Origin of the sequence: Shewanella sp. MMG014, assembly GCF_018100775.1 — a bacterium.
Taxonomy (GTDB): Bacteria; Pseudomonadota; Gammaproteobacteria; order Enterobacterales; family Shewanellaceae; genus Shewanella; species Shewanella japonica.
The window spans coordinates 188201-209492 of sequence record NZ_JAGJDZ010000003.1 but is presented as its reverse complement, the minus strand read 5'-3'; the positions used below and the strand labels follow the sequence as shown (position 1 = coordinate 209492).

At 41.8% G+C, this 21292-nt stretch carries 22 protein-coding genes and 1 pseudogene; 15 read left to right on the top strand and 8 right to left on the bottom strand.

The window, feature by feature from the left end; translation table 11 throughout:
- Positions 1-3: 3 nt before the first annotated feature.
- The 3 genes from mlaD to J8L86_RS06170 are packed head-to-tail and all read right to left on the bottom strand — an operon-like array spanning position 4 to position 2083.
- A complete protein-coding gene (mlaD, locus tag J8L86_RS06180) occupies positions 4-474 on the bottom strand; it encodes an outer membrane lipid asymmetry maintenance protein MlaD (protein ID WP_065109384.1) in 471 nt (156 codons plus the stop codon).
- A 39-nt stretch (positions 475-513) separates the two neighbouring features.
- Positions 514-1299, bottom strand: a complete 786-nt coding sequence (gene mlaE / locus J8L86_RS06175; protein ID WP_055023472.1) for a lipid asymmetry maintenance ABC transporter permease subunit MlaE — start codon at positions 1297-1299, stop codon at positions 514-516.
- Positions 1286-2083, bottom strand: coding sequence for an ATP-binding cassette domain-containing protein (locus tag J8L86_RS06170; RefSeq protein WP_065109383.1), 798 nt, complete (start codon positions 2081-2083; stop codon positions 1286-1288). The genes mlaE and J8L86_RS06170 overlap by 14 nt, the downstream gene beginning before the upstream one ends.
- A 207-nt stretch (positions 2084-2290) precedes the next feature.
- Here J8L86_RS06170 and J8L86_RS06165 point away from each other — a divergent pair, with 207 nt between their 5' ends.
- The 13 genes and pseudogenes from J8L86_RS06165 to J8L86_RS06105 all read left to right on the top strand — a co-directional run bounded on the left by J8L86_RS06165 (position 2291) and on the right by J8L86_RS06105 (position 13060).
- Positions 2291-3253 (top strand): calcium/sodium antiporter, encoded by a 963-nt coding sequence (locus J8L86_RS06165; RefSeq protein WP_055023474.1) that lies wholly within the window; start codon positions 2291-2293, stop codon positions 3251-3253.
- Positions 3254-3321: 68 nt separating this feature from the next.
- Positions 3322-4299 (top strand): KpsF/GutQ family sugar-phosphate isomerase, encoded by a 978-nt coding sequence (locus J8L86_RS06160; protein ID WP_055023475.1) that lies wholly within the window; start codon positions 3322-3324, stop codon positions 4297-4299.
- Between the two features lies 1 nt (position 4300).
- A complete protein-coding gene (gene kdsC, locus J8L86_RS06155) occupies positions 4301-4864 on the top strand; it encodes a 3-deoxy-manno-octulosonate-8-phosphatase KdsC (protein WP_211029353.1) in 564 nt (187 codons plus the stop codon).
- Entirely contained in the window at positions 4861-5421 is a 561-nt protein-coding gene (gene lptC, locus J8L86_RS06150) for an LPS export ABC transporter periplasmic protein LptC (RefSeq protein WP_055023477.1), read from the top strand. Before kdsC ends, lptC begins: the two co-directional genes overlap by 4 nt.
- 64 nt (positions 5422-5485) lie before the next feature.
- Positions 5486-5968: pseudogene (gene lptA, locus J8L86_RS21100) on the top strand (lipopolysaccharide transport periplasmic protein LptA); the annotation flags it as partial.
- A 257-nt stretch (positions 5969-6225) separates the two neighbouring features.
- Positions 6226-6957, top strand: coding sequence for an LPS export ABC transporter ATP-binding protein (lptB, locus tag J8L86_RS06140; protein WP_055023478.1), 732 nt, complete (start codon positions 6226-6228; stop codon positions 6955-6957).
- Positions 6958-7161: 204 nt separating this feature from the next.
- Complete coding sequence (locus tag J8L86_RS06135; protein WP_065109381.1) at positions 7162-8646, top strand: RNA polymerase factor sigma-54; 1485 nt, start codon at positions 7162-7164, stop codon at positions 8644-8646.
- Positions 8647-8670: 24 nt separating this feature from the next.
- A complete protein-coding gene (hpf, locus tag J8L86_RS06130; RefSeq protein ID WP_055023480.1) occupies positions 8671-8958 on the top strand; it encodes a ribosome hibernation promoting factor in 288 nt (95 codons plus the stop codon).
- A 2-nt stretch (positions 8959-8960) separates the two neighbouring features.
- Positions 8961-9404, top strand: coding sequence for a PTS IIA-like nitrogen regulatory protein PtsN (ptsN, locus tag J8L86_RS06125; protein ID WP_055023481.1), 444 nt, complete (start codon positions 8961-8963; stop codon positions 9402-9404).
- The gene (gene rapZ / locus J8L86_RS06120) at positions 9401-10246 is read left to right on the top strand and encodes an RNase adapter RapZ (RefSeq protein WP_055023482.1); all 846 of its coding nucleotides are present in this window, start codon (positions 9401-9403) and stop codon (positions 10244-10246) included. The genes ptsN and rapZ overlap by 4 nt, the downstream gene beginning before the upstream one ends.
- Positions 10247-10248: 2 nt before the next feature.
- Positions 10249-10521 (top strand): HPr family phosphocarrier protein, encoded by a 273-nt coding sequence (locus J8L86_RS06115; protein WP_211029611.1) that lies wholly within the window; start codon positions 10249-10251, stop codon positions 10519-10521.
- A gap of 344 nt (positions 10522-10865) precedes the next feature.
- Complete coding sequence (gene mgtE, locus J8L86_RS06110; protein ID WP_055023484.1) at positions 10866-12227, top strand: magnesium transporter; 1362 nt, start codon at positions 10866-10868, stop codon at positions 12225-12227.
- Positions 12228-12790: 563 nt separating this feature from the next.
- The gene (locus J8L86_RS06105) at positions 12791-13060 is read left to right on the top strand and encodes a transposase (protein ID WP_055023485.1); all 270 of its coding nucleotides are present in this window, start codon (positions 12791-12793) and stop codon (positions 13058-13060) included.
- Between the two features lie 502 nt (positions 13061-13562).
- Here the strand turns inward: J8L86_RS06105 and J8L86_RS06100 are convergent.
- Positions 13563-14165: a hypothetical protein gene (locus J8L86_RS06100; protein WP_055023486.1), complete on the bottom strand. Its 603-nt coding sequence runs from the start codon at positions 14163-14165 to the stop codon at positions 13563-13565.
- A gap of 148 nt (positions 14166-14313) precedes the next feature.
- Between J8L86_RS06100 and ubiD the strand changes: the two genes are divergently transcribed.
- Together ubiD and fre are read left to right on the top strand one after the other, a co-directional pair.
- Positions 14314-15795 (top strand): 4-hydroxy-3-polyprenylbenzoate decarboxylase, encoded by a 1482-nt coding sequence (gene ubiD, locus J8L86_RS06095; RefSeq protein ID WP_211029349.1) that lies wholly within the window; start codon positions 14314-14316, stop codon positions 15793-15795.
- 87 nt (positions 15796-15882) lie between these two features.
- Positions 15883-16581, top strand: coding sequence for an NAD(P)H-flavin reductase (gene fre / locus J8L86_RS06090; protein ID WP_055023488.1), 699 nt, complete (start codon positions 15883-15885; stop codon positions 16579-16581).
- A gap of 126 nt (positions 16582-16707) precedes the next feature.
- Here the strand turns inward: fre and J8L86_RS06085 are convergent, their stop codons facing one another.
- From J8L86_RS06085 to nosD, 4 genes are all read right to left on the bottom strand, one after another.
- Positions 16708-17985 (bottom strand): winged helix-turn-helix domain-containing protein, encoded by a 1278-nt coding sequence (locus J8L86_RS06085; protein WP_211029347.1) that lies wholly within the window; start codon positions 17983-17985, stop codon positions 16708-16710.
- Between the two features lie 208 nt (positions 17986-18193).
- Positions 18194-19015, bottom strand: a complete 822-nt coding sequence (locus J8L86_RS06080; protein ID WP_055023490.1) for an ABC transporter permease subunit — start codon at positions 19013-19015, stop codon at positions 18194-18196.
- Between the two features lie 9 nt (positions 19016-19024).
- Positions 19025-19927 carry an ABC transporter ATP-binding protein gene (locus tag J8L86_RS06075; RefSeq protein WP_065109377.1) on the bottom strand — a complete coding sequence of 301 codons (903 nt, stop codon included), beginning with the start codon at positions 19925-19927 and terminating at the stop codon, positions 19025-19027.
- A 7-nt stretch (positions 19928-19934) separates the two neighbouring features.
- Positions 19935-21272, bottom strand: a complete 1338-nt coding sequence (gene nosD, locus J8L86_RS06070) for a nitrous oxide reductase family maturation protein NosD (protein ID WP_211029345.1) — start codon at positions 21270-21272, stop codon at positions 19935-19937.
- Positions 21273-21292: the final 20 nt, after the last annotated feature.

Genomic DNA, 21292 nt, shown 5'->3' with positions numbered 1-21292 from the left:
CTATTAATCCTTCGAAGAAACGCTATACAAAAGTTGCCCAATTAAATCTTCTAATATTAATGCTGAACGAGTGTCATGGACTCTATCGCCATCCGCTAGCATCTCAATATCATCATCCATAAAACCTGGGGTTAAGCCTAAGAATTGTTCCCCAAGTAACCCCGAGGTTAAAATCGATAAGCTACTGGTTTCAGGGAATTGATCATATTGCTTGTCCATCGTTAACGTTACCACGGGCACAAGTTTTTTAGTGTCTAAGGTTATATTTGTCACGCGGCCAACGACAACTCCGCCAACTTTAACTGGCGAGCGTACTTTTAACCCGCCAATATTGTTGAACTCTGCCTTTAGAGTATAGGTAGCTTGATTGGGTTTTAGTTCTACGTTGGCAACATTGAATACCAAAATACAAAATGCCAGCAGCCCAGCGAGCAAAAACACGCCTACGAATAATTCTACTTTCCTTGTCAACATACGCTTCAACCACTTAATTTATGAACGTTAAAAATATGACTACTGACCGAACATGATTGCAGTCAGCAAGAAATCTAATGCGAGTACGACCAAACTTGCTTGCACCACGGTCGAGGTAGTGGCTTTGCTTATCCCTTCGGGGTTTGGCGTGACTTCATACCCGCGATATAAAGAAATCCATGTCACAACCACACCGAAGAAGGTACTTTTAATCAAGCAATTTACAATATCCTGACGCCACTCAACCGACGCTTGAAGAATTGACCAAAAAGACCCGCTATCAATGCCTTTCCATTCTACCCCCACCAAATGACCACCCAATATTCCAACAAGGCAAAACATCATGGTTAATAATGGCACTGAAATCACTCCAGCCCAAAAGCGAGGTGCGATAACTTGCTTCAACGGATCAACGGCCATCATTTCAAGACTAGACAATTGCTCGGTAGATTTCATTAATCCGATTTCAGCTGTCAATGCTGAACCCGCTCGACCAGCAAATAAAAGAGCTGTGACCACTGGGCCAAGTTCACGCAATAAACTCAAGGCAACCATAGGCCCTAGGCTTTCAACAGTACCAAAATCAGCAAGTACGGTATAACCTTGAAGCGCTAACACCATACCAATGAATAAACCTGATACGACGATAATCACCATTGAGCGCACACCAAGCACATAAATTTGCTTGAGCAGTAAAGGAAGCCCTTTTTGCAATCTAGGTAAATGGGCAATTGCCCCCCACAGCATAAGACCTGCTCGCCCTAAACCAGCGATAAAATCTAATGCGTAGCGACCGATGTTTTCAATGCGGTTAATCACTCCCATTGAGCATCTCCTGTTGGTAATCTTCGGCAGGAAAATGAAATGGCACAGGGCCGTCAGGATTACCTTTGATAAATTGCTCAATTTGACGATTATCAGAAGCACGTAATTCTTCAGGAGTTCCTGAAGCAATGACTTTTTTCTCCGCGATGACGTAAACATAATCGGCAATACTCAGCACGGCGTCCACATCATGAGAGACCACCACTGAAGTTAAATTTAAGGTATCTGATAATTCGCTTATCAATTTCACCAGCATGCCCATGGAAATAGGATCTTGGCCAGCAAATGGTTCATCATACAAAATCATTTCAGGTTCTAGTGCAATTGCCCGCGCCAACGCTGCCCTTCTCTGCATTCCACCAGACAGTTCATTAGGGTGCATCTTTGCTGCGCCTCGAAGTCCAACCGCTTGTAGCTTCATTAACACAATTTTACGAATAAGCTCTTCAGGTAAGCCTGAATGCTCTCGCAGGGCAAATGCGACGTTATCGAATACATTCATATCGGTAAATAACGCACCACTTTGAAAAAGCATGCTCATTCGTTTCCGTAATTCGAATAATTGCGGACGTGTTAATTGATGAACATTTTCACCACTAAAAAGTACCTCACCACTGTTAGGCGTTAATTGGCCACCAATCAATTTGAGTAAGGTTGTTTTTCCGATGCCACTCGGGCCCATAATCGCTGTCACCTTCCCTTTGGGAATGCTCAAGCAAATATCATCAAAAATAACACGTGATCCACGATTGAACCCCATGTGGCGAACTTCGACCAATGGCATTGCTGAATCTAATAATTTGGAATCGGATATTGAAGAAATAATAGCCTTCCTGGCGCATGTGGTGTAGAGCTGAATTGTACGAAATTGTGTAAGAACCTACAACAAATCAATCACCATGAGTTACAATCCACAACAATTATCGCATCAGCTCATATTTTTGTTAAAATCCTGCACAAATATCGCTATTAACACACGTTTTGGAACCACATGCTTTTTAATATTTTAATGCTAATCGCTGGATTAGGCGTATTAGTTTGGAGCGCAGATCGCTTCGTATATGGCGCAGCCGCTTTCGCTAGAAACCTTGGCCTACCTCCAATGCTGATTGGATTAACCATTGTGGCCATGGGAAGTTCTGCTCCTGAAATGTTTGTGGCTGCAACAGCGTCGATGGAAGGGATGAGCAATACTGCCGTTGGAAATGTTCTAGGTTCAAATGTTGCTAACATCACCTTAATTCTTGGTATTACTGCACTATTAGGTGCTATATCAGTTAGCTCACAAACCCTTAAACGTGAAATTCCGTTAATGTTAGCGGCAACTGTGTTAGCCGGATACCTCATTCATGACGGTATGCTAACCCGATTTGAAGGCACAGTGCTTTTGGTCGCTTTCTTCTCGTTAATGGGTTATTTCATCTGGCAAGCACTGAGAAATAAGCAAATAGATCCATTATCTGACGAATCTGATGCAGAGATCCCTAAAAATGTACCTACATTACATGCTATTATCTGGATTATTGTTGGCATGGTTTTGCTACCGCTTTCTGCTGACTGGATGGTAACCGGCGCTGTAGGCATTGCAAAGACATTTGGGTTATCAGATTTAGTCATTGGTTTAACCATTATTGCAGTGGGAACAAGCTTGCCTGAATTAGCAGCATGCGTAGCTGGCGTATTAAAAAAAGAAGATGATCTCGCAATTGGTAACATTGTGGGTTCGAATCTATTTAATATCCTAGCGGTACTTGCTATACCAGGATTGATTGCCCCAGGGGAAATAGATGCCAATGCTGCTGGCCGTGATTTTTACATGACACTTGGTACCAGTGCAGCCCTTGCTGTGCTCGTATTATCAAGTGGAGCGAAGAAACAATTAACTCGCTGGCATGGCGCCATATTATTAGTCGTCTTTATTGCGTACCAGATTGTCTTATTTCAATCTCAATAACGGGGCATAAAGATGGGTCACTCACCATTGTTAAAGACTCATTAGCATTGGAAAATAACGAGAAACATATGATAAATCAAACACAGTTGCGTCAATGGGGTCGTCAAGTCATTGATATTGAAAAAACAGCGTTAGATAACCTATATCAGTACGTTGATTCAGATGCCTTTGGCCAAGCTTGTGAACTAATTTTGCAGTGCAAAGGTAAAGTGATTGTCATGGGCATGGGTAAATCAGGCCACATTGGCAATAAGATTTCAGCCACCTTGGCCAGCACAGGAACGCCTGCATTTTTTGTTCACCCTGGTGAAGCAAGCCATGGTGACCTAGGTGCACTGGCTAAAAATGATATTATCTTAGCAATTTCTAACTCTGGTGAGTCGAGTGAAATTTTAACCTTGCTACCCGTTATTCAGCGCATGGGTGTTCCAGTGATTGCGATCACGGGTAAGCCTGAATCTAACATGGCGCGGTTATCTAAACTGCATCTTTGTATTGAAGTACCAGAAGAAGCTTGTCCATTAGGATTGGCGCCTACTTCAAGCACTACCGCAACCTTGGTAATGGGAGATGCCCTAGCCGTCGCATTATTGCAAGCCAGAGGCTTTACTCGTGATGATTTTGCATTATCACACCCAGGTGGATCATTAGGACGTAAACTCTTACTTAAAGTATCAGACGTCATGCATCAAGGAAGCGATGTTCCGCAAGTTAATAGCCAGGTTTGCATCACAGAGTCACTATACGAAATATCCAATAAAGGACTAGGCATGACTGCGGTTATTGATGATAACCAACAGTTAGTCGGTATCTTCACCGATGGTGATTTACGCCGAGTGATTGATGCCGAAGTCAATTTACGCACCACGCCAATCTCACAAGTGATGACCCCTAATTGCATTACCATCAGAGCTGATATTTTAGCAGCACAGGCCTTACAAGTGATGGATGAAAAAAGTATCAACGGCTTAATTGTTGTTGATGAAAATCAACGCCCAATTGGCGCACTTAATATGCTTGATATGGTAAAAGCAGGAGTCATTTAATATGTCGAATAGTCAAGTTCATCAAGGATTATATGGCCCTGTATCAGACGATATTTGGCAACGCGCTAAAAAAATCAAACTCCTGATCTGTGATGTTGATGGGGTCTTTTCTGACGGGCGTATATATTTAAGTAACGCAGGCGAAGAGTTGAAAGCTTTCCATACCCGTGATGGTTACGGTATTCGATCGATTTTAACTAGCGGTATCAGTGTTGCCGTTATCACAGGCCGAAAGTCTGCCATTGTCGAAAATCGAATGACGGCGCTAGGTGTTAGCCATATCTATCAAGGGGTAGACGATAAGCTCACACCATTTACAGAGTTACTCAGTATTTATAATGTAACGCCAGATGAAGTTGCCTATATCGGTGATGACATGGTTGATTTACCCGTTATGAAAGAAGTGGGCTTAGCTGTTTGCGTAGCAGATGGTCACCCATACGTAAAACAACATTGCCAAATGATCACTCGCATTAATGGCGGTAACGGCGCTTTACGTGAGTTAACTGATTTACTGCTTGTTAGCCAAGACAAATTCGAAACAGCCCACGGAATGAGTATATGAGCCGTACCACCCTCGCTATTCTCGGCTTCTTTGGTGCAGCATTAGTTTTATACTGGCAAGTGCAAGTGAAGCGTAGTCAAATGGAAGCCAATAAGCTTCCCGATCCCGCGCGTCCAGAATTCATCGCTAATGACTTACGAAGCACAGAATTTAACGAGCAAGGATTAGTACAAAGCCGGGTGTCAGCAAAACACATGGAACACTTTCAGCAAACCAATGAAACCCTATTCACTGAGCCTGTATACCTTATCTATCCAGAAAACGGCGAAGCTGAGTGGCAATTAACCGCTGAATTAGGCAAGCTTAATAAAGAAACTGGTAAAGTGGTGCTAGAAAAAAATGTTATTATTGATGCAATAAACATCAATGAACCAGTACAATCGCTAACCACAAGTATGCTTGCATTAGATTTAAATACCATGATCATGACGTCTGATCGACAGATTAATGTCTCAGGACAAGATTTTAAAATACAAGGCTTAGGCCTTTATGCTGATTTAAATGCCGAAGAGTTAGAGCTTTTAAGTCAGGTAGAAGGAACATATGAAGCAAAGTAAAACACTGACATTTTCACTCAATAAGCTTATGAAAACAGACTTTATTAGAAAAAGTATTCTGGGTATGAGCCTAATGGGATTGAGCTTAGTGACAGTCACCGGCGCTCATGCCAAAGAAGGTGATTTACAACAAGAGCTTAAAGTCGCTGCCGTCAGCCAAAAAGCAGATATTAAAAACAACCAAGTGATTTTCTTCGGCCCAGTGAATGTGACGCAAGGCACCATTAATATTAATGCCGATCAATTACGTGCATTCAGTGAAGAATCAGGTGGCAAAAAAACCATGATTGCGACAGGTAATCCAGCCACATTCTCACAAGAACTCGATGATGGCCGTATCGGTACCGCAAGTGCAAACGAAATAAAATATGAGCTTTCGACCAGTATTTTAACCTTAAAAGGCAATGCAAAACTTGACCAGGCAGGCAGTCAGGTTACTGGTAATCTCATTAGCTATAATATTGATAAACAGCAACTGATCGCTGAAAGCACAGGTGAAGGAAAAGACAGAGTTATCACAATTTTTCAGCCAGAAAATTACCCTGACTTGAATAAAGAAAACGAAGAACTTGATAACTCAGACGAAGCGCCGTTAGAAAATAATGATTCGCTTGATAACCCAGATGCTGATACGACTGACAATGCATCTAACAATGTAACTGAGAATCAAACAGTGACTCCTGAGGCAAATGCTGTTGAAACTAACACTGATGCCCTCCTTGAATCAGTCACCCCTCAAGAATCTGATATTCAAAACTCAACCAATGCAGACATAACGACCCCTGCGGCAGAGCAAAAGCAATAATGACACAAATTACCTTAACAGCTGAGAACTTAGCAAAAAGCTATAAAAGCCGCCAAGTTGTCAAAAACGTTAGCCTAACCGTTAAAACGGGTCAGATTGTTGGTCTTTTAGGGCCAAATGGTGCAGGTAAAACCACAACCTTTTATATGGTTGTTGGCTTAGTCAAAAGCGATAAAGGTCGTATTTTGATTGATTCTGACGACTTGACTGCAGACCCAATGCATTTACGTGCTCGTAAAGGTATTGGTTACTTACCTCAAGAAGCCAGTATTTTTAGAAAACTCACTGTGCACGATAACATCATGGCAGTGCTGCAAACCCGTAAAACCTTATCGAGTGAGCAACGAATCGAAGAGTTAGAGCACTTATTAGAAGAGTTCAATATTACCCATATTCGTGACAGCCAAGGTATGGCTCTATCAGGTGGTGAACGTCGACGTGTAGAAATAGCACGCGCTTTAGCCGCCAATCCTAAGTTTATTTTATTAGATGAACCATTTGCGGGTGTTGATCCTATCTCTGTGATAGATATTAAGAAAATTATTCAACAACTAAAAAATCGTGGTCTTGGCGTATTGATTACCGACCATAATGTCCGTGAAACACTTGATGTATGTGAGCGTGCGTATATTGTCAGCCACGGAGATTTAATTGCTGAAGGTACGCCTGCTGAGATCTTAGACAATCAGCAAGTCAGGTCAGTATACTTAGGTGAGCAATTCAAGCTATAGTTAGCATTCTTTAGTGTACAAGCATGGCATTTTCGCGGCCAACCAGTCCCACTTTTTAGCGTTATACACTAGACTCAAAACGTAACGCTAATTTTTGGCAAAGTAGAACCCAAGTTCGGTTAAAGTCTAGCTAACACTTACAAAAGTGCTAGACCCATAACATTGTAGTCGCGATGATGAAATTCAATTAGGGATAAGCGGTAAATGAAAGCCTCACTCCAACTTAAAATGGGTCAACACCTGACAATGACCCCGCAGTTGCAACAAGCCATTCGCTTATTGCAACTTTCCTCTTTGGAGCTACAGCAAGAAATTCAGCAAGCACTTGACTCAAATCCTCTTCTTGAGCTTGAGGATGAGTTTGCCAAAGCAAAAGAACCAGTCAAAGACAATGCTCAGCAAACTGACACCGATTTTAGCGATAACAGCCAAGTCAGCGTAGAAAAAGACACCTCATCAGTCGATACCACAGAGTCACTTACGAAAGAGTCCATGCCTGAAGACTTACCAATGGATACCACTTGGGATGAAGTCTACACCGCCTCTCCTAACTCAGGTTCTGGCGCTGTAAGCCGTGATGACGATATGCCATTTCAAGGTGAAACGACTGAAGGTTTGTACGAACATTTAGAATGGCAAAAAAACTTAACCCCATTTTCTGAAAATGACCTCGCCATTGCGACAGCCATCATCGACGCAATTGATGATAGAGGTTACTTAACCCAATCAACAGAAGATATTCTCGATGCACTCGGTCTTGAGGATATTGAACTTGATGAGGTTGAAGCCGTATTAAAGCGTGTACAACATTTTGATCCAGTGGGTGTCGCTGCAAGAAATTTAAGCGAATGTTTGATGATTCAATTGGGACAATACCCAAGCGAAATCCCTTGCATAGAAAATGTAAAATTACTGATATCTGAACACCTAGATTTAATAGCAGGCCGTGATTTCAGATTACTAATGCGTAAAACCAAGCTTAAAGAAGATGATTTACGCGAAGCGATTCAATTTATCCAAACACTGAACCCTCGCCCAGGGTTACAAATTACTCCAATCAAAGATGAGTACGTCATCCCAGATGTCACAGTGTTTAAAAAGAATGGCCGTTGGGTCGTTGAATTAAACCCAGATAATATGCCTAAAATAGGCGTAAATCAGCAATATGCGGCCATGGCAAAAGGCTCAGCCAATCAAGCTGACAGCCAATTCATTCGCGGTCACTTACAAGAAGCCAAATGGTTTATTAAAAGTATTGAAAGCCGCAATGAAACCCTGTTAAAAGTGGCAAATTGTATTGTTCAATTCCAGCAAGGTTTCTTTGAGTTCGGCGAAGAAGCCATGAAGCCTATGGTATTAAATGATATTGCCGAAGCGGTAGAGATGCATGAATCGACCATCTCACGGGTTACAACTCAAAAATATATGCACACCCCTCGCGGCCTTTTTGAACTAAAATACTTCTTCTCTAGCCACGTAAGTACCGATGATGGCGGAGAGTGTTCTTCTACAGCAATCAGAGCCTTTATCAAAAAGCTGGTCGCCGCAGAAAACCAGAAAAAGCCACTTAGCGATAGTAAAATGGCGACGCTACTGGCAGAACAAGGGATCAATGTTGCTCGGCGTACGATCGCCAAATATCGTGAAGCAATGCTCATCCCTCCCTCAAACCAACGCAAAAGCTTATAAGCCTTTGTTATTGGAGGATGATCTATGCAAATTAACCTGACTGGACACCATATCGAAATTACTCAATCTTTACGTGAGTATGTGCAAACTAAGTTTTCAAAGCTTGAACGTCACTTCGAACAGATCAATAATGTTCACGTTGTGCTCAATGTACAAAAGTTACAACAGATTGCCGAAGCTAAATTGCACCTCAAAGGAGGTGAAGTTTTTGCCGTATCTCAAAACGCAGATATGTATGTCGCAATTGACGCCCTGATAGACAAATTAGACCGTCAGGTAATTAAACACAAAGAGAAGTTAATTAAACACTAACGATGGAACTTCGCACCATCCTGCAGCCGGCGTGCACTACCTGTGCCACTCCGGGCAGTAAGAAAAAGGTACTGGAACTTATCAGCAATTTAATGGCTGACCAGTACCCTACTCTATCTTCACAAGCTATTTTCGAAAGTTTAATAGCACGTGAAAAAATGGGTAGCACAGGTATCGGCAATGGCATTGCGATTCCACATGGGCGTTTAGACGACATTGAATCGCCGATCGCTATTTTGATCAAATGTGAAGAAGCTATCGACTTTGATGCTATTGATAAGAAGCCAGTAGACATTTTATTTGCCTTATTGGTTCCTTCTGAGCAATGTCAGCAACACTTAAGCACGTTATCAAGTATGGCTGAGAAATTAAGCGATAAACTCATCCTTAAAAGACTTCGAAAGAGTCATGACGCTACAGAACTGTATCAGGTTATTACTGCATGAAACTTGTCATCGTATCAGGACGATCGGGCTCAGGTAAGTCAGTTGCTTTAAGAGTGTTAGAGGATTTAGGTTATTACTGTGTTGATAACCTACCTCTCCCACTGATTGGCAGCCTACTAGAGCAGCTAAAAGGAAATAACGAACTTGTCGCCATCAGTGTTGATGTGCGTAATATCGAAGAGCAAGGCAAAGTATTAGAGCAGCAAATCGCTTTGTTGTCCGACGATACCACGATCATTAGTTTATTTTTAAATGCCAATGATCAAGTACTGCTTAAACGATACAGTGAAACACGTCGATTACACCCGCTGTCAAAAAATCAAATCTCATTACAAGAAGCGATTCAACTTGAAGGTCGATTGCTCGAGCCAATCGCCAAAATGGTTGATCACTACATCGACACATCTCAGCTGAATATTTACGATTTGAGCGATCAAGTCCGACAAATTCTTATGGGCAGTGTTGATAAAGAATTAGTCATTCACTTTGAATCATTTGGATTCAAGCACGGTATGCCTACTGAAGCCGACTTTATGTTTGATGTCCGCTTTTTGCCAAACCCACATTGGGAGCCTGAGTTAAGACCATTAACGGGTCTTGATCAACCAGTACAAGAATTCTTAGGCAGACAACCCCTAGTCAATAAGTTCATCTGGCAGATTGAGAATTTATTTGATACTTGGATGCCGCATCTTGAGCGCAATAATCGCAGTTACCTTACCATCGCGATTGGCTGCACAGGTGGACAGCATCGCTCGGTTTATATTGCAGATCAACTCACACAGCGCTTCAGTAACAGTAAACACCAAGTTAGCGCTCGCCACCGAGAGCTCAACCTGTGACGATGAATATCTCCAGAGAAATCACCATCAGTAATAAACTTGGGCTTCATGCTCGAGCGGCAACAAAATTAGCTATATTGGCTACAGAATTTAAAGCCTGCATTACCTTGATTCAAGGTGACAAACAAGCCAGCGCTGCGAGTGTGTTAGGGTTGTTAATGCTAGAAAGTGGTATAGGGAAAGTGATTACTGTTGAGGCTGAAGGCCCTGATGCGCAGCAAGCACTAGATGCGGTTTGCCAACTGATTAACGACAAATTTGACGAAGAAAGCTAATCCTTTTATATGATTTAACGCTTTCAGGCCAACTCGTTGCTAGTTATCACTTACTAGCAAAACATTGAAACTTACGACTTTAAACCGCTAACAGCCATGCTTTATTAACCTCATATCCTACTCGGGAATACGCTTAAACTAAGCTTTTGCGCTGCTCAAAGCGCATTAAACCAATCAACAGCAAATTATCAACAACAAACAGTGATAGTTAACTATAATAATCTCATGACCCACACCATAACCTGCTTACTTTTTATACAGCAATCAACGCCATATTAGAAACTGCTTCTCCCTTTACACACTGTTAAGTTAATATTAGCAATCGAATTTTTGAGGAGTGGCGAATGAGTATCGAAGTGATAGATAGCGAACTTACAGAACAGCGCCTAAATCAGCTCACCCAAGCACTTGGTAGTGGTATGTTTGTGCATGTGCGCAATATGCTGCATGATATGGCCGCTTCTGATGTCGCCCTCATTCTTGAGTCATCTCCCCCTAAAACACGCCAAGTGTTGTGGCAACTTATCGACCAAGAACAAGCCGGTGAAATTCTTGAAGAACTCGGTGAAGAGTTAAAAGATTCGCTTATCAGTGGCATGACACCTGAAAAAGTTGCGCAAGCCACTTCAGGAATGGACACTGATGACCTGGCTTATATTTTACGTAGCTTGCCAGATGCAGTGTATAAGAAAGTACTGCAATCGATGAGTAGCCAAGACCGTCACCGAGTTGAACAAGCGTTATCCTACCCTGAAGATACTGCCGGCAGTATCATGAATACCGATACCGTGACTTTACGTCCTGACGTGAATATTGATGTGGTACTGCGTTACTTACGCCAACGAGGCAATTTACCCGATACGACAGATACACTCTATGTGGTCGACAAAAACGACCATGTACTTGGCGGGGTCCGTTTAGCCGATCTATTAACTTGTAACCCTAGCGAAACGATCCGCAGCATCATGGATCCGGAGCTTGAAAGTATCCCTGTTGATATGCCAGATAATGAAGTGGCACAGTTATTCGAACGTCATGACTGGATTTCAGCCCCTGTCGTTGATGAACAGCAGAAGTTATTAGGCCGTATTACCATTGATGACGTCGTTGATGTTATCCGTGAAGATGCCGAACACTCCATGATGGGGATGGCGGGGATGGATGATGACGAGGACACATTCGGTCCCGTCATGAAAAGTACCTTCCGACGTTCTTTATGGTTAACAATCAATTTATTTGCTGCTTTACTTGCTGCCTCTGTCAGTAACATGTTTGAAGGCACCCTTGAGCAGTTTGCCACTATTGCCATTTTAATGACCATTGTTCCGAGCATGGGCGGCGTTGCAGGTAACCAGACATTGGCTTTGGTCATTCGTGGTATTGCTCTTGGCCATATTGGTCAAAGTAACTCTCGCTGGTTAATAGGCAAAGAGTTAGCCATTGGTTTCCTTAACGGCATCATGTGGTCAGTGTTGGTATTTTTTGCCGTTTGGCTGTGGAAAGACGATATGGCCTTAGGTGGTTTGATTGGTGGCGCCATGCTAATCAATATGACTGTTGCAGGTCTTGCAGGCGCCAGTATCCCACTCTTACTGAAAAAGTTGAACATCGATCCTGCATTAGCAGGTGGTATGGTGCTTACCACAGTAACCGACGTCATCGGCCTATTTGCCTTTTTAGGTTTAGCGACGATCTTCTTAATGTAGTCGATACCCGACCTTCGCATCTCACTAAATCCATGCCAAACGGCATGGATTTTTTAATCCTTCTAAATCATAAACGACTCACTGTAACACTCCTCATTCATACTGATTAAGTGATCATGCTTTACCGTTAATGTCACTAGAAATGACGCCCAAAAAGTCTGGTAAATTAAATTTACCAATAAATCACCACTTTGCACCAAAATGGATAATTTGCACCAATGTAACACAACGCATTTTTTTAGAGTTAACACACTAAAAAACTAACCAACTGTTAATTAACGATAAAATATTTATTTCAAAATTGGCACGACTATTCCATATAGATATATACCACCTTAGGGGTAGATGCATTTTTGACCAATTTATGACTCAATTAGAGATGTAATACAGGGAGTTAAGTATGAATTATCTAAGAATGTTCATTGAAAACTGTCAATATCAGTGGCACTTCTTCCATCACCTTGGATTGAGCAGCTGGGATATTGATAACAATCATTAATCTAAAAAAACCTCTTAATTTTATGAAGGTTCGTGGTTAACAAAATTGAGTAGTAGGAACAATGATGACGACACTAAATCGAATATATCCAGATGAATTACAGCAACAAGTAATCAAGGAAGTAAAAGACAATAATCGATTAATTTCAGATGTTGCCAAGCAATATAATGTGTCAGCAAAAACCATTTACCAATGGGTGAAGAAAAGAAAACAACCTCTAAAATCAGTGAGCAAACAACAAGATTTAGCCACTGAAATTGCAACTGAAATAGCAAATTTGCAGAAAAGGCTATTTCAACTGAATCAAGAATTAGTGTCAGTAAAAGGACATTAAATTCAACGTTTCGGAAAGAAAAATGACTTTAGCATTCGTCCCCATCGGAAGCTAAACAATCGCAGTGATTTTTCTTTCCAATTTTATTTTCAAACATTGAGCGCTAACAACTCATCGTTTGAAGGCAGTTCCGACAAGAAAGGATGCGTTATTTTCGTCCCCCAGCGAAAATCTCTCTCCCCCACCTCTCTTGTCAATTTTATACCGTGGCTTAGCCTAACGCTTATCGTTACAAGAGTAAGGTTAAGAATAGGCAGCCACAGCCTGCAAGTCAGGTAAAAGTTTCAAGATAATGATTGCTGTTTAACTCCCCGTAGACAGCAATGGCTATTTTGAAGTACGTTACAGGGTCTAATAACAATAATATGTAACGATAAAATGTCGAAAGACAATGCAAACAAAAGCCCTAATGAAATGGATTCATTAGGGCTTTTACCTTTCTAGGCGCAGTATACAGCGCTACAGCCAACGAATGAGCGACGGGCTTTAAAACAATGATTAATTATTGCTTACCTTTTTCAAGTTCAAAATAACGTTCAGTCGACCAGTCAAAATAATACTCATGACCATCCCATTCATAGTAGGTATGACCATCACGTTGTATCACTCGTGCATTGTCTGGCAACTTGCTAATCCCCTTTGCATACTCAATGCTAGTGGTTGTTCGTTTTGGCGCTTCAACTGCTGTGACTGGTTCAACATAGTTATTACGGGATTGGTTGTTCATATAACGATCACGGTAATAGCGGTCGTAATAATCGTATCGATAAGGATAACGCCAACCATTGCCCCATCTTCCTCCCCAACCATTATAGCCCCAACGGTTATACCAGCGGTTATTCCAACCACTGCTCCATCCTACGCCAATACTGGGTCCCCAATAATTGTTGTAACCGACTCCCCAGCGTACTGACGAACCTGAATAACGATCATAACGATGACTGCCAGCCGAATGGCGATGTTTAGCACCATTTTCTGTAGCAACAGCGCTCATTGAAGAAGTACGAAAAGATTCAGCCATAACATGTGAAGGCAGAATAGCCAGAGTCAGGCTTATTGATACGAATAACATCGACAATCGGTGAGGTTGACTGAATATTGCCATTTGATCGCTCCTAGGCTGAAAGATCACAAAGCCAATTAATATCAGTTTACCCTAAAAAGCCACTGAACCAATAATCTTGGCTTAACCCAATATTATATAAATGCTATAGTGCGCCCCAAAGAGCGATTATAAAAAGAGTGAATTAGCCATGAGTTTTAAGGATTTACGTAGCTTCATCGATCACCTCGAAGCCAATGGTGAATTAAAGCGTATTAGTTATCCTGTTGATCCTAATCTAGAAATGACGGAAATTGCCGATCGTGTGCTTCGATCTGGCGGTCCTGCATTGCTTTTTGAAAATCCAACAGACAAATCTATGCCTGTTTTAGTGAACTTATTTGGCACTCCAAAACGGGTTGCCATGGCACTCGGTAAAGAGGATCCTCTCGCCCTACGTGAAGTCGGTGAGTTATTAGCATTCTTAAAAGAGCCAGAGCCGCCTAGTGGCTTTAAAGATGCGATCGCGAAAATCCCACAATTCAAGCAAGCACTCAATATGCCGCCTAAAACGGTCCGTAATCCACCATGCCAAGAAATCGTCATCACTGGCGAGGATGTGGATCTAACAAACTTACCTGTTCAACATTGTTGGCCTGGTGATGTTGCACCTTTGGTGACTTGGGGTTTAACCATCACTAAAGGCCCGCGCCAAAAACGCCAAAACTTAGGTATTTACCGTCAGCAGTTACTGGGTAAAAACAAATTAATTATGCGCTGGCTCGATCATCGTGGCGGCGCATTAGACTTTAAAGATTTCAAAGAAAAGCACCCAGGTGAACGCTACCCTGTGGTCGTTGCTTTAGGCTCAGACCCTGTCACCATCTTAGGAGCGGTGACGCCTGTACCTGACTCAATGAGTGAATATGCCTTTGCAGGCTTACTGCGTGGTGAACGCACTGAGGTCTGTAAAGCGATTAGCTGTGACTTAGAAGTTCCAGCTACCAGCGAGATCATTTTAGAAGGTTATATCGACCCTGAAGAAATGGCAGAAGAAGGACCCTATGGCGACCATACTGGTTACTATAACGAGACAGACAAGTTCCCAGTTTTCACCGTTACTCACATGACACAGCGTAAAGACGCCATATATCACAGCACATACACTGGCCGTCCACCTGATGAGCCGGCAATGTTAGGCGTGGCATTAAACGAAGTCTTTGTGCCTATTTTACGCAAGCAATATCCTGAAATTATTGACTTCTACCTGCCGCCAGAAGGCTGCTCGTACCGTATGGCAGTCATTTCAATTCGTAAGCAATATGCAGGTCATGCCAAACGCGTCATGATGGGAGCTTGGTCTTTCTTACGTCAGTTCATGTATACCAAGTTCATTATTATTGTTGATGAAGACGTGAATTGTCGTGATTGGCAGGATGTCATCTGGGCTATTACCACCCGCATGGATCCAACTCGCGATACCGTCATGGTCGATAATACGCCGATTGATTATTTAGATTTCGCTTCTCCTGTAGCGGGTTTAGGCTCAAAAATGGGACTGGATGCCACCAATAAATGGCCAGGCGAAACCGACAGAGAATGGGGCACTCCGATAGTGATGGATCCCAAAGTGAAAGAAAAGATTGATGATATTTGGGAAGAATTAGGTATTGATGATGCACCAACGCTATAATGGTGATCTATATCACACTAGCGCAACCTAGACCCTACATATATAAAAGAAAATAACCCTTCATAGAAAGGGCTAAAAGGATGTTAGATGAACACCATTCGCTGTAAAGTTGTTAGCGTCACCCCATTTAACGACGCCGTGTTTCAGGTCACCTTACAACCTGAAGCGGCGTTTGATTTTAAAGCAGGTCAATACTTATCTATTGTCATGGGCGAAAAAGACAAACGTCCATTCTCCATTGCTTCAGCGCCAGGTGCTGAACTAATTGAGCTACATATTGGTGCTGCTGTCTCAGAAAGCTACCCAATGCAAGTCGTTGAGCGCCTTAAAACCAATGACTACATAGATATTGAAGCTCCAGCAGGAAATGCATTTTTACGTCAAGAAAGTAACCGTCCACGTATTATGGTTGCTGGCGGTACAGGGTTTTCGTACATCAAAAGCATCATCGAGCAACAAATTGCGACAGGCCAAACCGTCGCGACTCAGTTTTATTGGGGTTGCCGCACAGAAGAAGCCATGTACTACCAAGCTATCGCACGTCAATGGCATGAAGAGCATAACTGGTTAGAGTTTATCCCTGTGGTTGAAGAAGCCCCTGCTAATTGGAATGGTAAGCAAGCCAATTTATTAGCACAAATTAAGCAAGACTATGTCAGCTTAGTTGGCTATGACATCTACATTGCTGGCCGCTTTGATATGGTCGGTGCAGCCCGTGAAGTATTTCGTGAAATGGGTGTCGATGAAGCTCATCTCTACGGAGATGCATTCGCCTTTATTAAGTAATTAAAGGCGAATTCATAGCAAGCTATTCAACCTTCTCAAAATTGAATCCTTGCTGCCCAACAAAAAGCCGACTATCTCAGTCGGCTTTTTTGTTATTTGCGCTCGTTTACAGCATCAACTTAAGGGCTAGAATTGCACCTTCTCGTACTTAGACCAAGCGACTAAACCATCCATAAACGGTAAAATCCACACCGCAGTATCTTTGGTCTTGTGTACCCTGAAAAGCGTCATATTCGTGACTTGGATATCATCACGTCTAATTTCTCGATAAAAACGCATTGCAGATGGGGTAACGAAATCAGGTTTGATAAACTCTTTATGTTCGATATTGGTATAAAAAACATCAACATCATAGTCGCCAATCTTTTGCTGATATTGATTAAACGTCCCTCGTGTTTTCCACTTAATTGGCGTAGTTACACAGTCTTCATCAGTAATACAGGTCGTGGTATAAATTTGGCCACTGGTGTCATCTTCATAAACCAAAGACAGACTAAAATCACCCCGAATTAACTTTTCACCAGCCACAGGAAAGTACACATCAGCATGATAATGATGCTCAACAATGTTACCGACACTGTCTTGTGGAATAAGTACACGGTTGTATCGAATTCTATCTTCCATTTTCTGACTGAGTGGCACAAATTCACTCATATTCAAACCAGCAGGCTCTGGAGTTAACGTATTGATATTAATGATGCCTTCACCATTACAATCATCAAGTGTATAACCAGGACACGATGCAAAAGAGTAATGAGCTCCATTTGTTAACGCAAAAGCACTAAAGCCTTTTAAGCCTTCAACAATATTACTTTCTGGCGCGAGATGTTTTTGCCATTTGGACTTATGCACTTGGTCGGTATTATCTTTATAAAGCAAAGTTGCACTTTCCATCACACCACCGATATTCAGTTCAACTTGTTTGTCACTGCTCCACTCAGAGGTTTTTTTCAAAACTTTATGATATTCACATTGATACCAAGCTAATGTAATTAGCCCAATCACAACCATAGCGCCGGCTATTTTTACCATAACACCAACATCTAAAAACGCTGCACGCAGGGTATCGCGATCCGTTAACGACACCATTTTGACATGGCTACGTTCATTAATATGAAGTTGATAGCCACGGCGAGCGACTGCTTTTAAATGAATTTCTGAGTAAGGCTCTAACTTACGACGCAGGGTACTAATGCATTGGGTTAATGAAGTAGGCGCAACCACACGATCGGGCCAGCCTTCAGCTAATAGCTGCTCTTTAGTCCAGATCTCTTCACTATGATCGAGTAATTTTATCAGCACAGCATTTTCAGAAAACGTAAGACTGGTTTTTTCATCATTAAGATGATTAACCAGCTGCTTTGCTGAAGTATCAAGTGTTAAATATGATGTAATTTTTAGCACTGGAAGCACCTGTACTTGAGCTAATTATCTAATTTATTCCAATGATATAATATCCTAGACACTGTAAATTTTATGTGACCACATACTCAATCCAGTAAAATATTTAACTAAACAATACAGCAACTTAAACCTAATACATCTAAAGACGCAAAATATGAAATAGTTTGTAATCAGTCTGACTGATAAACCTCTTTAGCAATAATTAGCCCTAAAAACGTTTACGATAAAACAAGCCTAATGACAGCATCATCATCATTGCATTCCAACCCACTAAGGTAAGGTACAAGCTTAATACTGGCCATTGAACTAATGAAGATAGACCCTCTACGTGGCTTGAGTGAGGGGCAACCACCAACATCAATGCTCGGAACACATCGCTGGGGTTTAATAGAATAAGTAGCTGTAATACACCATTAGAAATACTCGTTGATTCAGCCACCATCATGGTCAGTAAAATGAGGTCATAAACTAATACAACAGCAACCCAAATAAACAATAAAATCGCAATTGCCTTAGCCTTTTCAATTACCTGCAAACTCACTGCGTAACCGACTAAAATAAAGCACATACTTAATAAAATACTGCTGACCATTAAGTGTAAAAAAGTCGATATTAGCGAGAATAACGCCACATCAGTTAATATTCCGACCAGCAATGCTGTTGCACCAAAACCAATAAAAATAGTGAAAGAAATTACCGCTAAGTGTCCAATAAACTTCCCCACCAATATTTGGCTACGGCTTAACGGATAAGATAAAAGCAGTAATAAGGTGCCCGACTCTTCTTCACCAATAAAGCTGTCGTAGCTAAGCAAGATCGCTGTAAGTGGCAAGATAAATACTGCAACTGAGCTTAAACTAGCCATCAAAAGCGGCAGTTCTGGGATAACAAGCTCACCTGTCACCACTGAGCCTGAAAAAGTTATCAGTAAGGCCAAACTGGTTAAAATAATGCCAATAAAAGCCACCCAACGGTTGCGGCAGTTATCTTTAATTTCTTTTGTGGCGATAGTTAAAATTGGCGTCAACATTTATTGTCCTCAAGCAGCGTACTGCTGACGGTTATTCATGCAGTGATGATAAATATCACTTAAATCAGGTTCTTCAATTAAAAAGTTATACACCCCGCAATGCGTAGTCAGATACTTCATAATCTTGGGCTTATCTTGCTGTGAGATAATTAGCTTATCTTGAATGGATAAGGCATTTAAAAAGGGATCTTCTGCGATAATACGGCTCACTTCAGTTCCGCTTATATTCACTTTCAAATCAGTCGACTGCCTTAATTGGCTCAAACTACCGCTAGCGAGGTGTTGTCCATCAGCCATAATGAATGCACGATCAATATTGTCCTCAACCACAGCCAATTCATGAGTGCATACGATAATTGCGCAGCCTTGCTGTTTCAGCTCTGCGATTTTTTGATACATAAATAATGAAGCTTGAGGATCAAGTCCAACGGTCGGTTCATCAAGCAGTAAAATGTCAGGCGATGACAAAATGGCTTGTGCAAAACCAAGTCGTTGCTTCATGCCTTTTGAATAACTCTTAACCGGATTATCTTGCGCATACTCAAGCCCAAACTCCGTCAGTACTGTCGATACCTTGGCTTTATCAATCCGTTTTAGTGCGGCAAAATAGTTAAGCACTTCTTTACCCGTCAGCTTTTCATACAAACTGATATTTTCAGGCAAGTAGCCTAAATTAACCTGGCGACGATCTTTTTCATGGGTCACCATATTCCCCATCATGGAGATTTGACCTGAAGTCGGCTTTACAATGCCTAACAGCATTTTTATCAAACTCGATTTACCAGCGCCATTATGGCCAAGCAGCGCTAAGGTTTCGCCTGCTGAAACGGTTAAGCTGATATCGTTAACAGCGGTAAAATCATCGTATTTTTTAACGAGATTCTGAACATGAATACTGGCTGTATTTTCCATGATAACCCTATTTACTTAACAACTGCTGCGCAGACTGTGGGCGATTATTTTCAATTAAGGAAGGCCGTGATGCGCTTGTCATTGGAAAGCTATCGATCACTCCAGCCTCAGGTAAAAGACTAAACTGCTGTTGAGTCCAACGTAATAAAGATGCAACAGGGCTTTTTAATAGAAAGTGCGCTTCTGGATAAAGCCAATACAAGCGATCTAAATGATCACTAGGCTGATACGCTTGTTCACTCACCCCATCACCCGAGTTATCCCAACCGATAAATCCACTCCAGTAGTTTCCCTGCTGCTGGTGACTCCACTCTACTAAGGTGTCGCCTACGTACTTTACCTGTGCTTGGTTGTTGATAAATTGATTACGATAAATTTTGTTCCCCTCGCCTCCCATGGCCATATAAATACCAATTTCACTGTGGCCAAAGTGGTTTTCATAAATACGATTATCGCGGGCACCATAGATGAACATACTTTTACCCTCATCACCCGTCGGCATTTTGGGCTGAGGATTAACGATATTATCTACCTGATTTGCATGGATGTCTGAGTCATTGGTCATGTTTAGCAACACCCCAAAAGTCGCCGCATTGTCTACGCGATTATGATGGAGATTAATCCGCTTTGAGTTCATTAATGCATAACCGCCATCAACATCCACAGCGACATTATTTTTAGCTTCATCACCTTCGGTATACATGTAGTGAATACCGTATTGCTGAGATGAGAAATGATTGTCATCGATGAGGCTATTCTTACCTGACTCAAGGTATATCCCATCCCTCACATCTTTGATGGTATTCCCCTCAATCACCGCGTCATCAACCCTTTTTAGATAAATGCCATCGCCTCTGTCGAGTACAAAAAATTGCTTATTCCCTATGATGTAATTGTTATAAATCTCAATATCCGAGCTATTATCAGCCCGAATACCAAAGCCATCACCGGTTAAATTATTTCCAGAAATCACAATATTACTCATACCATCATTCACTAAGATGCCAGCATTAAGCTCGTACTGATCTGATCCCCAATTTAGTATTGTTAACTGCTCAACACGAACATCACTGCTTGCAATCGTAATGGCGCTGCCCTTGCCCTGGGCATCAATAATTGAACAAGGGTGTCCTATGAGTGTCAGAGGTTTGTTAATAACGGCATTGCCAATGTAAGGTTGGTCCTGCAGCAACACAGTGTCATGGGCGTTGGCTTCATCTATGACCTGCTGCAGCAAAATGACATTAAGCGAATTTTGCACGTCGGTGCCTGTCGAGTTTGCGAAAGCACAAGGGGCGCTAATGACACCGATTAACCACAACCCATTAAGCAAAAATTTAACCATGGTTTTCCTCACTTTCGCCT

Coding starts and splice junctions, on each gene's coding strand:
- mlaD (WP_065109384.1), bottom strand. CDS start 474: ATGTTGACAAGGAAAGTAGAATTATTCGTAGGCGTGTTTTTGCTCGCT.
- mlaE (WP_055023472.1), bottom strand. CDS start 1,299: ATGGGAGTGATTAACCGCATTGAAAACATCGGTCGCTACGCATTAGAT.
- J8L86_RS06170 (WP_065109383.1), bottom strand. CDS start 2,083: ATGCCATTGGTCGAAGTTCGCCACATGGGGTTCAATCGTGGATCACGT.
- J8L86_RS06165 (WP_055023474.1), top strand. CDS start 2,291: ATGCTTTTTAATATTTTAATGCTAATCGCTGGATTAGGCGTATTAGTT.
- J8L86_RS06160 (WP_055023475.1), top strand. CDS start 3,322: ATGATAAATCAAACACAGTTGCGTCAATGGGGTCGTCAAGTCATTGAT.
- kdsC (WP_211029353.1), top strand. CDS start 4,301: ATGTCGAATAGTCAAGTTCATCAAGGATTATATGGCCCTGTATCAGAC.
- lptC (WP_055023477.1), top strand. CDS start 4,861: ATGAGCCGTACCACCCTCGCTATTCTCGGCTTCTTTGGTGCAGCATTA.
- lptB (WP_055023478.1), top strand. CDS start 6,226: ATGACACAAATTACCTTAACAGCTGAGAACTTAGCAAAAAGCTATAAA.
- J8L86_RS06135 (WP_065109381.1), top strand. CDS start 7,162: ATGAAAGCCTCACTCCAACTTAAAATGGGTCAACACCTGACAATGACC.
- hpf (WP_055023480.1), top strand. CDS start 8,671: ATGCAAATTAACCTGACTGGACACCATATCGAAATTACTCAATCTTTA.
- ptsN (WP_055023481.1), top strand. CDS start 8,961: ATGGAACTTCGCACCATCCTGCAGCCGGCGTGCACTACCTGTGCCACT.
- rapZ (WP_055023482.1), top strand. CDS start 9,401: ATGAAACTTGTCATCGTATCAGGACGATCGGGCTCAGGTAAGTCAGTT.
- J8L86_RS06115 (WP_211029611.1), top strand. CDS start 10,249: ATGAATATCTCCAGAGAAATCACCATCAGTAATAAACTTGGGCTTCAT.
- mgtE (WP_055023484.1), top strand. CDS start 10,866: ATGAGTATCGAAGTGATAGATAGCGAACTTACAGAACAGCGCCTAAAT.
- J8L86_RS06105 (WP_055023485.1), top strand. CDS start 12,791: ATGACGACACTAAATCGAATATATCCAGATGAATTACAGCAACAAGTA.
- J8L86_RS06100 (WP_055023486.1), bottom strand. CDS start 14,165: ATGGCAATATTCAGTCAACCTCACCGATTGTCGATGTTATTCGTATCA.
- ubiD (WP_211029349.1), top strand. CDS start 14,314: ATGAGTTTTAAGGATTTACGTAGCTTCATCGATCACCTCGAAGCCAAT.
- fre (WP_055023488.1), top strand. CDS start 15,883: ATGAACACCATTCGCTGTAAAGTTGTTAGCGTCACCCCATTTAACGAC.
- J8L86_RS06080 (WP_055023490.1), bottom strand. CDS start 19,015: ATGTTGACGCCAATTTTAACTATCGCCACAAAAGAAATTAAAGATAAC.
- J8L86_RS06075 (WP_065109377.1), bottom strand. CDS start 19,927: ATGGAAAATACAGCCAGTATTCATGTTCAGAATCTCGTTAAAAAATAC.
- nosD (WP_211029345.1), bottom strand. CDS start 21,272: ATGGTTAAATTTTTGCTTAATGGGTTGTGGTTAATCGGTGTCATTAGC.